The 13066-nt window shown below is 38.1% G+C and carries 12 protein-coding genes; 7 read left to right on the forward strand and 5 right to left on the reverse strand.

The features are described 5' to 3' along the window. Positions 1-230: 230 nt before the first annotated feature. From ACXACJ_RS12705 to ACXACJ_RS12715, 3 genes are read left to right on the forward strand one after another with little or no spacing between them, the layout of a single operon-like run. The gene (locus ACXACJ_RS12705) at positions 231-1331 is read left to right on the forward strand and encodes a glycosyltransferase (RefSeq protein WP_475134802.1); all 1101 of its coding nucleotides are present in this window, start codon (positions 231-233) and stop codon (positions 1329-1331) included. Beyond that, positions 1331-2104 (forward strand): glycosyltransferase family 2 protein, encoded by a 774-nt coding sequence (locus ACXACJ_RS12710; RefSeq protein WP_475134803.1) that lies wholly within the window; start codon positions 1331-1333, stop codon positions 2102-2104. Before ACXACJ_RS12705 ends, ACXACJ_RS12710 begins: the two co-directional genes overlap by 1 nt. Positions 2105-2109: 5 nt before the next feature. Continuing rightward, on the forward strand, positions 2110-3765 hold the full coding sequence (locus ACXACJ_RS12715) for an ArnT family glycosyltransferase (RefSeq protein WP_475134804.1): 1656 nt from the start codon (positions 2110-2112) through the stop codon (positions 3763-3765). Here ACXACJ_RS12715 and ACXACJ_RS12720 read toward each other — a convergent pair. The 3 genes from ACXACJ_RS12720 to ACXACJ_RS12730 all read right to left on the reverse strand — a co-directional run bounded on the left by ACXACJ_RS12720 (position 3762) and on the right by ACXACJ_RS12730 (position 6640). Continuing rightward, positions 3762-4463: an O-methyltransferase gene (locus ACXACJ_RS12720; RefSeq protein WP_475134806.1), complete on the reverse strand. Its 702-nt coding sequence runs from the start codon at positions 4461-4463 to the stop codon at positions 3762-3764. The genes ACXACJ_RS12715 and ACXACJ_RS12720 overlap by 4 nt on opposite strands. 94 nt (positions 4464-4557) lie before the next feature. Continuing rightward, positions 4558-5865 (reverse strand): adenosylhomocysteinase, encoded by a 1308-nt coding sequence (ahcY, locus tag ACXACJ_RS12725; protein WP_475134807.1) that lies wholly within the window; start codon positions 5863-5865, stop codon positions 4558-4560. Between the two features lie 67 nt (positions 5866-5932). Further along, a complete protein-coding gene (locus tag ACXACJ_RS12730; protein ID WP_475134808.1) occupies positions 5933-6640 on the reverse strand; it encodes a biotin--[acetyl-CoA-carboxylase] ligase in 708 nt (235 codons plus the stop codon). Positions 6641-6748: 108 nt separating this feature from the next. Here ACXACJ_RS12730 and rsfS point away from each other — a divergent pair, with 108 nt between their 5' ends. From rsfS to ACXACJ_RS12750, 4 genes are all read left to right on the forward strand, one after another. Then, positions 6749-7096: a ribosome silencing factor gene (rsfS, locus tag ACXACJ_RS12735; RefSeq protein WP_475134809.1), complete on the forward strand. Its 348-nt coding sequence runs from the start codon at positions 6749-6751 to the stop codon at positions 7094-7096. Positions 7097-7162: 66 nt separating this feature from the next. Further along, the gene (ftsH, locus tag ACXACJ_RS12740) at positions 7163-9217 is read left to right on the forward strand and encodes an ATP-dependent zinc metalloprotease FtsH (protein WP_475134810.1); all 2055 of its coding nucleotides are present in this window, start codon (positions 7163-7165) and stop codon (positions 9215-9217) included. A 95-nt stretch (positions 9218-9312) separates the two neighbouring features. Further along, on the forward strand, positions 9313-10074 hold the full coding sequence (locus tag ACXACJ_RS12745) for a UDP-2,3-diacylglucosamine diphosphatase (protein WP_475134812.1): 762 nt from the start codon (positions 9313-9315) through the stop codon (positions 10072-10074). Next, entirely contained in the window at positions 10037-10873 is an 837-nt protein-coding gene (locus ACXACJ_RS12750; RefSeq protein WP_475134814.1) for a hypothetical protein, read from the forward strand. The genes ACXACJ_RS12745 and ACXACJ_RS12750 overlap by 38 nt, the downstream gene beginning before the upstream one ends. Here the strand turns inward: ACXACJ_RS12750 and ACXACJ_RS12755 are convergent. Both ACXACJ_RS12755 and ACXACJ_RS12760 read right to left on the reverse strand, forming a co-directional pair. Further along, positions 10870-12240 (reverse strand): TolC family protein, encoded by a 1371-nt coding sequence (locus tag ACXACJ_RS12755; RefSeq protein ID WP_475134815.1) that lies wholly within the window; start codon positions 12238-12240, stop codon positions 10870-10872. The two genes, ACXACJ_RS12750 and ACXACJ_RS12755, sit on opposite strands and share 4 nt — an antisense overlap. A gap of 115 nt (positions 12241-12355) precedes the next feature. Then, entirely contained in the window at positions 12356-13051 is a 696-nt protein-coding gene (locus ACXACJ_RS12760; protein ID WP_475135089.1) for an ABC transporter ATP-binding protein, read from the reverse strand. Between the last annotated feature and the right edge of the window lie 15 nt (positions 13052-13066).

Raw genomic sequence — 13066 nt, forward strand, 5'->3', positions numbered from 1 at the left:
GCAGAATAACAACTATTTTATTTTCTAATCTCTCTCCCTTCAAATTCCTATTCTATTTCTGTGTAATAAAAAGTGCTTCTCCAGTTCTTAATCTTAGCACTAACAAAGATTAAACGGTGAATTCATTATTTTTGCACCAGAAAAGACACGGAAAGGTTTTGACCTGCAAATTTAAATAGTAAGAATATTTTGCCTTTCAATTTTATACTCAACAAAAGCCATCTGCCTAAATGAAAAATATCTGTTTTCTAAATTCCACAAGATTCTGGGGCGGTGGTGAAAAAATACATTACGATTATTCGCTTAAGCTGCGGGAACGTGGATATAACGTTCATTTCGCAGTTAGTGAAAATAGTCCTTTGGCTCAAAGAGCTTCGAAAGCTGGGTTCAAGACTTTCAATATTACCTTAAAGAATCTTTCCTTCCTAAATCCTCTGAAGTATTGGCAGATTATCCGCTTTTTCAAAAAGAATGAAATTGAAGCGGTAATTATATCTGCATCTCACGACACAAAAGTGGGAGCCATTGGAGCCAAACTCGCAGGTGTAAAAAGAATAGTTCTTTATAGAGCCCTAGCCGCACCTGTAAAGAACAGTTTTATAAATCGAATCATTTACGGAAATGTGCTCACCCATATCATAGCCAATTCAAAGGAAACAAGGCTGAAAATGTTGGGAACTCTTAACTGTATATCGACCGAAGATGTAGCTATCGTATATCAAGGCTTAGACATACAGGCCATCGAAAACCTACCTGTGAATAAGCATGATTTTGGAGACGGCTTTATCATAGGCAATGCAGGACGACTTACTCAGCAGAAGGGTCAGTTCAAATTCATAGAGATTGCCAAAGCACTAAAGCAAAAAGGGATTCAGTTTAAAATTGTAATCGCTGGCATAGGTGAGTTAGAAGAATCGCTTAGACAGAAAATAGAAACCGAACAATTAAATAATGAAATCGAGCTATTGGGCTTTGTTGACGACATGAATAGCTTTATGTATAGCATTGATGTGTTCGCATTAACTTCTGAATGGGAAGGTTTTGGTTACGTTTTAGCCGAAGCAATGATTGCCAAAAAACCACAAGTGGCTTTCAATATCACTAGTAATCCAGAATTGATCGAAGATGGTGTGAACGGCTATTTGGTAAACTTTGGAGACACAACCGCTTTTGCCGACAGGCTAGCAACCCTTAGCAAAGACAAAGCGCTTCAGACTAAGATGGGGGGAAATGGCAGAACCATTGTTAACAAATTCGAGTTGGATCAAATTATGAATGATTTCGAAAACTGCTTAAAGTTGACATCAACCAAAACTTCAAAAGTTAAGTGATGAGCAAAATCAAAATTAGCGGGCTTGTTATCACCTATAATGAAGAAATGAATATTGATCGTTGCCTGAAATCTATGCTTCCGGTTTGCGATGAAATCGTTGTAATTGATTCATTTTCTACTGATAAAACCAAAGAGATTTGCGAAGCACATGGCGTGCGCTTTGTTGAAAATCCATTCTCAGGCCATATAGAACAAAAGAATTACGCAGTTGCCCAAGCAACACATCAAATTGTTCTTTCATTAGATGCCGATGAAGAACTCTCTGAAACACTTCAAAAAAGCATTCTTGAGGTTAAGAGAAATTGGCAAGCTGAGGCATATCATTTCAATAGATTAACCAATTTTTGCGGTAAGTGGATTAAACACAGTGGGTGGTATCCTGATGCAAAAACTCGACTTTGGGACAAACAATATGGTAAATGGGGAGGAGAAAACCCTCATGACACAGTAGTCTTAAAAGCAGGGGTAGCAAGCAAAAAACTTAAAGGAGACCTATTCCATTATTCTTTTCATAGAATTGAAGATCATGCATTAAGAGCCGCTAAATATGCTCAAATTGCGGCCAATGCTATGTACAAGAAAGGAAAGAAATCATCCGCGATAAAAGCTTTGGGTAGTTCTTCGCTGCTCTTATTTAAAAGCTATTTTCTAAAACTTGGTTTTTTAGATGGTTTCTATGGTTTGGTAATTGCCATAACCAGCGCTCACACTTCATTTTTGAAGTATGTTTACCTTCGTGAACTCAATAAAAAGAAGAGCACAAAACAATGAACTCTATGCTGAAAAGCCTCCAATTCCAAGCTTCTCATAAGACACAACTTGCTTTTCTTTTTTTTATAATAGCAGGCGTATACTTCTATCATTTCAGCACCAATGCCATTTGGACACCAAATGAAAGTTTCTACGCTGAATCGGTTAGAGAAATGTTCGAAAGCGGAAATTTTGTGGACATCAAATACAATTATGAGCCACGTTATAATAAGCCTCCTCTTACATACTGGGCCATAGCTATCAGCTCAGCCATTTTTGGTTTAAATGAATTCGGGATTAGGCTACCTATTGTTCTAATGACCTTGGGATCGGTTTGGATAACCTATTTGTTAGGGAAAATGCTTTATGGAAACAAGGGAGGGCTTTACGCAATGGTTATCATGGCCGTAAGCGTTCAACTTATTGCAGTAAAACAGTATGCATCTCCCGAAATTCCCCTAACCTTCTTCTTCACTCTAACCCTTTATTGGTTCTTAAAGGCCCATTTAAGAAATAGCGCTAAGTTCTATTACTTATTCTATGTGGCTTTAGGCCTGACGGTTTTAACAAAGGGTTATCCGTACATCATAATTATTGGAGGCATCGTAGGACTTTACCTATTGATTGAAGCTCAATTCAATCTTCGCGAATGGTTTAAAAGTTTAGGAAAGCTCAAACTCCATTTTGGAATTCCTATTGTATTGATCATTGGGCTCAGTTGGGTTGTCTACATGTACTTATCCTATGGTGATGATTTCTGGAGAATTTTTCAACACGAGACCTTTGAAAGAGCCTTTACCCGAAATGAAAAAAGCATGAGGCCTTTCTTCTACCTTGGTGTTATTTCATGGGGCATTCTTCCCTACTCACTTGCTTTTTTTGGCGCTCTACTCTTTTACGCATTTCGGTACAAACTTATCAAAAAGGAAATCGGATTCGCCCTCTCTTGGTTTCTGGTCATGTTGGTCATATTCAGCGTGGCCAAAGGCAAAATCCCAACCTATTTTATTCAAGCCCACCCTGCCATGGCATTGATTGTTACAGCGGCAATGATCAATATTCCAAAGGGGAAAAAGCTGTTTTCTTCTCTATGGAAGGCTACATTTTTTTTACCCGCATTTCTTATCCTTGTAGCCTCCTTTGGAATGGTCTATTACTTCCAATTAGCATTGGGGTACTACGCAATTCCACTTCTATCCGCAGCAATTATAGTTTTCTTAATACTCAATCGTAGCAGAATTGAACAAAACAATCTACTTCTAGCAGTGCCGTTTTACGCGATATTAACTGCTTACATTCTTGTTGGGGCTTACTTAAAACCTTTAGAAAAACTTAGACCTTACAAGGCATTAGGAAGCATTATTAACTCATCAAATGAAATCAGCGCGGAAACTCCTTTACAGATTGACGGAACCCTGATACACAATATGCCTTTTTACGCAAAACGTCCTGTAATAAGGCAAGACACTTTGCAAGACATAGTAGAATATCCAGAGGCCACTTTGGCACTTATCAGAGAAGAACATGCAGATTCCTTCCCAAAAGCAAAAGTATTATGGGAAGGATGGATTTACGACTTTGCCAGTGAATCGCAGTTTGCCAAGTTAGTAAAAGCGAATTTGAAGGCTAAAAACAATGACTATTCTGATTTTGCGCGTTTCAAGTTAATTTACAGAGACTAAGCCTCATCTAACTTAAATGGCTTTCCGTTACCTACAATAAATTTGAATTTGAAAAAATTTGAAATGACCGAATCAGCCTTCCAAAGTTGGCTATGCCTTTCCCATTGAACCAAATTATCTAAATCTATATTATTGCTTGCTAACGCGAATCCTCCAGCAGTTTTTCGAAAATCTTGAATTATCTTCCAATGCTTAAATTGCTTAATATGAGAATGATACTGTACTCTATTTGCATCATGAACCACCAATAAGCCACCTTCTTTTAAGTATTTTGGAGCCATATCGATACAGTTTTCTCTATTAATTCCATCTACCAAGATCAAATCAAACTGGCCGCCAATTTTTTCAGCAAAATGTACATACGAATCAGTTTCTGCTGGTTGGTCTTTATTCTCCTCAACATCCACCAAATTCAAATGGATTCTATCGGATTTGATTTTTTCCTTTACCAAATCAAACCATTTGCGATTGTTCTCTATTGAGTACCACTGCGCAGTTTCAGGGAGATATTGTAAGAAATAAGGGGTACTAATTCCTCCTCCATATTCTAAGCATCTTTGCGGTTCAAAATTCCTAAGGAGTTCAGTAAAAAAATCTATTTCCTTAAATTTCATATAGGGATCGGAAGGTTCATGCCCTAACCATTTCTTTATTTTTCTCCTTGTCCCCTTTCTATAAATGCTGAATAAAGTTTCCATAAAAAATAAGTAAACCCTTAATATATAGAAGTAGGTGTAAAACAAAAAAGCCTCTGAATAATATCAGAGGCTTCAATTCGAATAAAATTAAATTTTAATACCTGTAGTGTTCAGGCTTGTAAGGGCCATCAACGGTTACACCAATATATTCTGCTTGTTCTTCAGAAAGCTGCTCTAGCTCCACGCCAATTTTAGCCAAGTGAAGAGAAGCTACTTTTTCGTCTAAATGTTTAGGCAAGGTATATACTGCGTTTTCGTAAGCGTCAGTATTTGTCCAAAGCTCGATTTGGGCCAAGGTTTGGTTTGTGAAGGAATTGGACATTACGAAAGAAGGATGACCCGTAGCACAACCCAAGTTCACCAAACGACCTTCAGCTAAAACAATAATCTCGTTTCCTTCAATATTGTATAAATCTACCTGAGGCTTGATTTCAACCTTGCTGCTACCATAATTTTTGTTCAACCAAGCCATATCGATTTCATTATCGAAATGACCAATATTACAAACGATGGTTTTGTCTCTCATAGCTTTGAAATGCTCTCCACGGATAATGTCTTTGTTACCCGTTGCGGTAACAACGATATCTACTCTTGGAATAGCAGTACCCATTTTAAGAACTTCGAAACCATCCATAGCAGCTTGAAGCGCACAAATTGGATCAATTTCGGTAACGATAACGCGAACGCCAGCACCTCTTAACGAAGCAGCAGAACCTTTACCTACATCACCATAACCAGCTACAACAGCAACTTTACCAGCAAGCATAACGTCAGTTGCTCTTCTAATGGCATCTACCAAAGACTTTTTGCAACCGTATTTATTATCAAACTTAGATTTGGTTACAGAATCGTTAACATTGATGGCAGGCATTGGAAGTGTGCCCTTCTTCATTCTTTCGTAAAGTCTGTGAACCCCTGTAGTGGTTTCTTCAGAAAGTCCTTTAATGTCATTTACCAATTCAGGATAACGATCTAGAACCATATTGGTAAGGTCTCCTCCGTCATCCAAAATCATGTTCAATGGCTTGCCTTCAGGGAAAGCAAAAAGAGTTTGCTCAATACACCAGTCAAACTCCTCTTCGTTCATGCCTTTCCAAGCATAAACAGGAACACCTGCAGCGGCAATGGCAGCAGCGGCATGATCTTGAGTTGAAAAAATATTACATGAAGACCAGCTTACTTCAGCACCAAGCGCAACGAGCGTTTCGATAAGAACAGCAGTTTGGATTGTCATGTGCAAACAACCCGCAATTCTTGCTCCTTTCAAAGGCTGTGATTCGCCAAATTCTGCTCTAAGAGACATTAAGCCGGGCATTTCGGCCTCTGCCAATTGAATTTCTTTTCTTCCCCAATCAGCTAGGGCAATATCCTTAACCTTGTATTCTAGACCAGTTTCTTGCATATCTTGATTTAAATTTGAAATGCAAAGATACCATTTCAGCTAAAGAAGATCAAAATGATTTCCCTGTTCAGTACAAAAACTCAACTTCTTTAAAATCAAAAGTTTTAATCCCTTGCGGAGTTGACATTTTCAAGTGCCCAGATTCTAACACATCGGTAATCATTCCTTGAAAATGGTATTCGGATCGATAAGGCCTTGTTTCTTGATAGCCAAATAAATTCTGAAGATAAACCTCTTTTAGACTATCTCTTTTTCCCGACCTCAGTTGCAAATAGAAATACTCCAGTTGAGCCATCAAATGCTCAAACAAAATCTGCAAATCCAGTATTTCTCCAGTCTGCAGATTCAGAGAAGTAGCTTTCTGAAAATTCATCTGAGATTGGTTTACATTAAGTCCAATGCCAATTACCGACCATTGAATGTGACTTTTCTGCAAAGAATTTTCAATGAGAATACCAGCCACTTTCTTCTCATTCACCAGCACATCATTGGGCCATTTCACCTTAACTTCTACCTGTGGAGCTACAAGTTGAATGGCTCGCTGAACAGCCAATGAAGAAACCATGTTCAAAAAGAACTGATCGGAAGCTTTTAAGAAATTAGGCTTTAGAATTAGGCTCAGTATTAGGTTCGCACCTGCTTCTGATAACCACTGATTCCCTCTTTGGCCACGGCCGGCTGTCTGATGGTCAGTCATAACGACAAGCCCTTCTCGGGTGTCAGGTTTTTTGATCAATTTCAGCGCCTCATCATTGGTTGAGTGACAACTTGGCATGTAATTGATCTCTTTGCCCAGAAATAAAGTATTAGCAAGGATTTTGTACAATGAATTTTCGTAGTTTTACCCGCAAAGAAAAAACAATTTTAGACACAAAAAACCTGAATGAATTCAGAAGAACTGAGCCAAATCGTAATTAAGGGGATGGAGGAACGCAAAGCCGAGGACATTAAGGTTCTTGACTTAAGAGGAGTAAAAGGTTCTATTAGTGACTTTTTCATCATTTGTTCAGGAAACTCTGACACCCAACTTCAAGCCATTGCCGAATCTGTAGAGAAAGAAGTGAAAGAAGCTTCTAAAGAGTTACCCTGGCGCAAAGAAGGATTTACAAACAGAGAGTGGATTCTCTTAGATTATGTTAGCGTGGTAGCTCATATTTTCAAACGCGACAAAAGAGAGTTTTATGCTCTTGAGGATCTTTGGGGAGATGCAAAAGTAACTACCGTAGGGTAGTAAATTTCTTCAACTTTATTCCTCACATAGCGTTTAACGTTAGATTTGAACTTATAAAATTAAACAATGCCAGACAGTCCGAGAAAGAAAAACATCATTCCTAAACCGGGAGGCAAGCGACCAAATAATCAGGTATGGGTATTTATCTCATTGATTATCTTGGTTTTCGCTATTTCATTCTTTACCAACCAAGATTCTGGAATCCCGATTACCCCTGTGCGATTCGAGAGTATGATTAAAGGAAATGATGTTAAGAAAATCGTTTTTATAACCAATCAAAAAACGGTTGAAATATCACTGAATTCCGATGCGCTAAGCAATGCAAAATATAAAACTGAATTAGATCAAAACTCTGTTTTTGGACTTTCTACAGGGCCTCAATATGTATTGAGAAATTACTTCCCTAGCGCAGATAGCTTTGAAGATTATTACACCGAACTTCTTAAAAACAACAATATCCCGAAAGAACAGCAAGTACCAGTAGAATTCGATGAGAAGGCAACTTTCATGGAATTTCTTGGCACATATGGTTTCTTAATCATCATCGTATTGTTCTTCTGGTTAATGATGAGAAGAATGACTGGCAATGCTGGTCCTGGTGGTCAAATTTTCAACATTGGTAAATCAAGAGCTGCTTTATTCGATGCTGAAAACAAAGTAAAAATCACCTTCGACAATGTAGCTGGCTTAGATGAAGCTAAAGAAGAAGTAAAAGAAATTGTCGAGTTTTTAAAGAACCCTTCAAAATTCACCAAACTAGGAGGTAAAATCCCTAAAGGTGCATTATTAGTTGGCCCTCCGGGTACAGGTAAAACTTTGCTCGCTAAAGCAGTAGCAGGTGAAGCTGGCGTTCCTTTCTTTTCACTTTCAGGTTCTGATTTTGTTGAAATGTTCGTAGGAGTTGGTGCCGCTAGAGTGAGAGATTTATTCAAGCAAGCCAAAGAAAAAGCACCATGTATCGTATTTATTGATGAGATCGATGCGATAGGTCGTTCTCGCGGTAAAGGACAAATGCCAGGTTCTAATGATGAAAGAGAAAACACACTTAACTCTCTTTTAGTAGAAATGGATGGTTTTGCTACTGATTCTGGAGTAATCATTTTGGCAGCCACGAACCGTCCTGACGTACTCGACCAAGCTTTATTAAGACCAGGTCGTTTCGATAGACAAATTAGTATTGATAAGCCAGATATTTCTGGAAGAGAAGCCATCTTCAAAGTGCATTTGAAGCCTATTAAGCTTGAAAAAGATATTGATGCTAAGAAATTAGCTGCGCAAACTCCTGGTTTCGCAGGTGCTGAAATCGCAAACGTATGTAACGAAGCAGCTCTTATTGCTGCCAGAAAAGACAAAAAGGCTGTTGATATGGCCGACTTCCAAGATGCTATTGATAGAGTAATTGGTGGTTTGGAGAAAAAGAACAAAATCATTTCTCCTGAAGAGAAGAAGATTGTGGCTTATCACGAAGCAGGTCACGCTGTGGCAGGCTGGTTCTTAGAACATGCCGATCCATTGGTTAAAGTGAGTATTGTTCCTCGTGGTGTGGCAGCACTCGGTTATGCTCAGTATCTTCCTAAAGAACAGTTCTTGTATCAAACAGAACAGTTGATGGACGAAATGTGTATGACACTTGGAGGTAGAGCTGCGGAAGATATCATCTTCGGTAAAATTTCTACAGGCGCTCTAAGCGATTTGGAAAGAGTAACGAAAGTAGCCTATAGCATAGTTACCGTTTATGGTATGAACGAGAAAATCGGGAACATTTCTTTCTACGACTCTAAGCAATCCGATTATAATTTTAACAAACCTTATTCGGAAGCAACGGCCAAAACCATTGACGAAGAGGTTAAGAAAATTATTGATGAGGCTTACTCTAGAACAAAACAGTTGTTGACGGATAAAAAGGAGCAACTTGAAGTGATTGCCCAACAACTTTTGGAAAAGGAAATCATATTCCAATCTGATTTGGAAGGATTGATTGGCCCTAGACCCTTCGATAAGCAAACCACTTACGAAGCTTATACTTCTGCCAACGGTCAAGTAAAAGAGAAATCTGTTCCTGATGCAGAAACTCAGGAAGAAGCAAAGGCTCACGAAGAAGAACCTCAAAAAGAAGATTAAGACTTTAATCACTTTTAAGATTTATAGAATCAGGCTTCGCGGCCTGATTTTTTTATTTCAACAGAGTTTGCAATTTTGTGCCTTCATTAAACCACATGAACATTCAATTAGCTCCAGGCAAAAAAGCCTATTTCGCTTCCGACTTCCATTTAGGAGTTCCGACATTCGAAAAAAGCCTAGAAAGGGAAAGAAAGATTGTTAGATGGTTGAATGAAATAGAGAAGGACGCTCAAATCATTTTTTTGGTAGGTGACCTATTTGATTTTTGGTTTGAATATAAAACTGTTGCACCAAGAGGCTTTTCTCGTTTTCTCGGCAAACTGGCTGAATTAAGCGACAAGGGCATAGAGCTCGTCATTTTCACTGGCAACCATGATTTATGGATGTTCGGCTATTTAGAAAAGGAGCTGAACTGCAAAGTCTACAAAAAAACCATAAACATTCAGATTAATAAAAAAGACCTTCTTATTGGCCATGGCGATGGTTTAGGCCCTGGCGACAAAGGCTATAAGAGGCTGAAGAAAATCTTTACAAATCCATTCTTTCAATGGTGCTTCCACCGGATTCACCCCAATTTGGGGATTGGATTGGCTAATTTCTGGTCAAGAAAAAGTCGAGCTCAGGGCCATGAAAAAGAACAGACCTTTTTAGGTGAAAATGAATGGCTCTGGAACTACGCCAATAAAAAAGAAAAAGAGCAACACCGAGATTTATACATTTTTGGGCACAGACATTTACCATTGGACTTAAAAGTTGGCGAGAATAGCCGATATGTTAACTTAGGAGAATGGATTAATTATTGCACCTATGGTGAATTCGATGGAGAAACTTTTTTACTTAAAACTTTTGAAAGCTAAGCTCTTTCTAACAGCATTGTCATTGGGTTTTGCAATTTCTCTAAATGCTCAATCGCTAAAAAAGTTAAAGTCTGTTCCTTTAAATTCTAAAACAATAGCTGGTGTTTCCATCGACAGAAAAGGTCAATTGTATACATCTTCCATTGATGGCTCTATAGACCAATATGATAAGGAAGGAAAACTGCTGAATCACTTCTCTCCCACCAAAAAAGGCACTGCCAACTTAATCGAGGCTTGGCAAGGATTGAAAGTATTTGCTTTCTATCGAGATTTTCAAGAATATATTTTTCTCAATCGTTTTTTGGCTAACTCTGAAAGATATAATCTGGAAAATATCGATTTGGCTTCATATGCAAGCATGGCCACACTTTCTGTTGACAGTAATCTTTGGTTGCTCGATGCTCAAGCTTTACTCTTAAAAAAAATAGACCTAAATAATAATGAGACGCTAATTGAAACTAACCTAAACTTGACTTTAGGTTTAAAGAATTACGAGTTCTCATTTCTTAGAGAATACCAAAACCTTCTCTTTATTTCTGATTTAAAAAATGGAATCTTGGTTTTCGATAACCTAGGAAACTATATGGAAACACTTCCCTTTAAAGGAGTTTCTTATTTTTCATTCAAAAACTCAGAATTGATTTTCCTTAATGAAGGCAAAATCAACTTTTACGACCTATACACTGAAAAAACAAAAGAGGTCAGTTTACCTGACCCCTCTTACACCTTTATTCTTATGGAAAACAAAAGGGTTTATCTGTTCAAACCCGATCGTTTGGATATTTTCGAAATGGATTAGTTGCTTCCTAATTCAAGTTGCCCTGTGTAGATGTCAAGAATTAGCTTTCTGAAAAGAATCGTGTACTTCGCCTGTACCAGCAATAACTCTCCCCTATTCTTTCCATTTAGGCTTTGCAAATAGGTAACAAAGTCGATTGTTCCATTATCGTATTTACTTTTCGAAAACTCAAAAGAAGTATTCAAATTCAGTAAGCTTTCCTTAGCTGCAGCATAAGACGTTTTAGCGTTTACCAAGTCCAAATAAGCCAGTTGTACTTGATTCGTCAAGGTATTCTTGGCTTGCTGAACATTCAGCTCAGCATTCATTACCTGAATTTTTGTCTGCTGCATTTGAGTGCGGTTTCTAAAATTCGTGAATAGCGGTATGTTCAAATTGAAACCAGCGCTCTTACTCTTGTTGTTTTTGAACTGGGTATTAAGGTCCATCACTTCAGTTCTTAGCGCATTTCCCTCACCATCTCTTTCTAAAACGTTCACTACATTTGAAGACCAGCTAGTTCCATATCGTGCACTTACCGAAAAAGTAGGCATCCATAGATTCTGGGTTATTTTGAATGATTTCTTAGTAGCTTCCAAGCTCAATTCAGCAGACTTTACAGAAGGCGAATACTCCATAGACTTCTCATAGATGTCATTGAAAGCATCTATTTCAGCCTCCAGATCACTATCACTTTGAGAGATGCCTACAAATTCATATTGATCATTTGGATCCAAAAGAAGGAGTTGAGTCAATGTCAATTTGCCACTTCTAAGTGTATTCTGTAGCGTAACTACTTGTAACTGTTGTTGAGCCACCTGAGAACGGAAATTGTAAACCTGCTCCATATTACCTACTCCCGCTTTCTCCCGCTTCTCTTCCCTTTCTTGCTGTTCTTTTAATAGACCAAGCGTTTCTTCAGCAATTTTCAAATTCTCCTTGGTTGAAATTACTTGAAGAAATGCAGACACTATACTCGCTTCGGTTATTTGAATATTGCTTTCAACAGTTTGTTCACTTGCTTCATACAAAAATCTATTTCTAGCTAAGGTTAAATGGTTCTGAAAACCATTAAAAATATTCATACTAGCACCTACCGAACCTCCACCACTCAAAGTAGTTGTGTTTACCAATCGACCAGAATTGGTATCGAAGTTCAAACCTTCATTCCAGTTGTGACTTGCACCGGCACTTAAAGAAGGTAAAAAGTTAAATTTACTTTGTGTATAACCGGCCTTAGCACTTATTGCGTTGTTCCGCGCCTGCTTAATGCTCAAATTATTTTCTAAAGCAATATTTATACATTCCTCTAAAGTAAGCGTACGCTGTGCACTTACCGTAGCCACGGATAAAACCGCGATTAATAGCGTATAAATTGTTTTTTTCATGATTTCGTTTTCTATCCAAAAGGCAATACGTATCCAAGGCACTGCCAAAAAGCGTGTTTAAAAGGTAGCTCCGCATGCCTACGGAGCTACTTAATTCTATAAGATATTGTGAGTTTTAAACTAGAGAGTTTTCCTTGGAATTGATGTTTTCAGATACAATCTGACCATCAAACAAGTTGATTACACGATGCGCATATTCAGCATCGGTAGCTGAGTGAGTTACCATGATTACGGTGGTTCCGTTTTCGTTCAAGTGGCTTAAAAGCGTCATTACTTCCTGACCATTGGTTGAATCCAAGTTACCAGTAGGCTCATCCGCCAAAATTAGGTTCGGCTTAGCTACTACTGCTCTTGCAACCGCTACCCTTTGCTGCTGACCACCTGAAAGTTGCTGAGGGAAGTGATCTTTTCTGTGCATAATTTGCATTTGCTCAAGCACTTCTTCTACTCTTTTCTTTCTATCTGCTGCTGGGTATTTCAAGTAGATCAAAGGAAGTTCTACGTTTTCGAATACAGTAAGCTCATCGATAAGGTTAAAGCTTTGGAAAACGAAACCAATGTTTCTTTTTCTTAATTCAGCTCTTTGACGTTCAGAATATTTTGAGACCTCTTCATCATAAAAATAAAACTCTCCCTCAGATGGGTTATCGAGTAGACCAATAATGTTCAAAAGAGTGGACTTACCACAACCTGAAGGCCCCATCACAGCAACGAATTCACCTTCTTTGATTTCAAGGTTTACGTTGCTCAAAGCTGTAGTTTCTACTTCATCAGTATAGTAGAACTTTTTCAGACCTTTAGTAGTGATAATTTTCTTGTTGTTTTC

The organism is Roseivirga sp. AWQ4_251, assembly GCF_056158225.1.

What these genes read in the sequence shown, in the direction of transcription:
- ACXACJ_RS12705 (WP_475134802.1), top strand. Translation starts at nt 231, where the DNA reads ATGAAAAATATCTGTTTTCTAAATTCCACAAGATTCTGGGGCGGTGGT.
- ACXACJ_RS12710 (WP_475134803.1), top strand. Translation starts at nt 1,331, where the DNA reads ATGAGCAAAATCAAAATTAGCGGGCTTGTTATCACCTATAATGAAGAA.
- ACXACJ_RS12715 (WP_475134804.1), top strand. Translation starts at nt 2,110, where the DNA reads ATGCTGAAAAGCCTCCAATTCCAAGCTTCTCATAAGACACAACTTGCT.
- ACXACJ_RS12720 (WP_475134806.1), bottom strand. Translation starts at nt 4,463, where the DNA reads ATGGAAACTTTATTCAGCATTTATAGAAAGGGGACAAGGAGAAAAATA.
- ahcY (WP_475134807.1), bottom strand. Translation starts at nt 5,865, where the DNA reads ATGCAAGAAACTGGTCTAGAATACAAGGTTAAGGATATTGCCCTAGCT.
- ACXACJ_RS12730 (WP_475134808.1), bottom strand. Translation starts at nt 6,640, where the DNA reads ATGCCAAGTTGTCACTCAACCAATGATGAGGCGCTGAAATTGATCAAA.
- rsfS (WP_475134809.1), top strand. Translation starts at nt 6,749, where the DNA reads ATGAATTCAGAAGAACTGAGCCAAATCGTAATTAAGGGGATGGAGGAA.
- ftsH (WP_475134810.1), top strand. Translation starts at nt 7,163, where the DNA reads ATGCCAGACAGTCCGAGAAAGAAAAACATCATTCCTAAACCGGGAGGC.
- ACXACJ_RS12745 (WP_475134812.1), top strand. Translation starts at nt 9,313, where the DNA reads ATGAACATTCAATTAGCTCCAGGCAAAAAAGCCTATTTCGCTTCCGAC.
- ACXACJ_RS12750 (WP_475134814.1), top strand. Translation starts at nt 10,037, where the DNA reads ATGGAGAAACTTTTTTACTTAAAACTTTTGAAAGCTAAGCTCTTTCTA.
- ACXACJ_RS12755 (WP_475134815.1), bottom strand. Translation starts at nt 12,240, where the DNA reads ATGAAAAAAACAATTTATACGCTATTAATCGCGGTTTTATCCGTGGCT.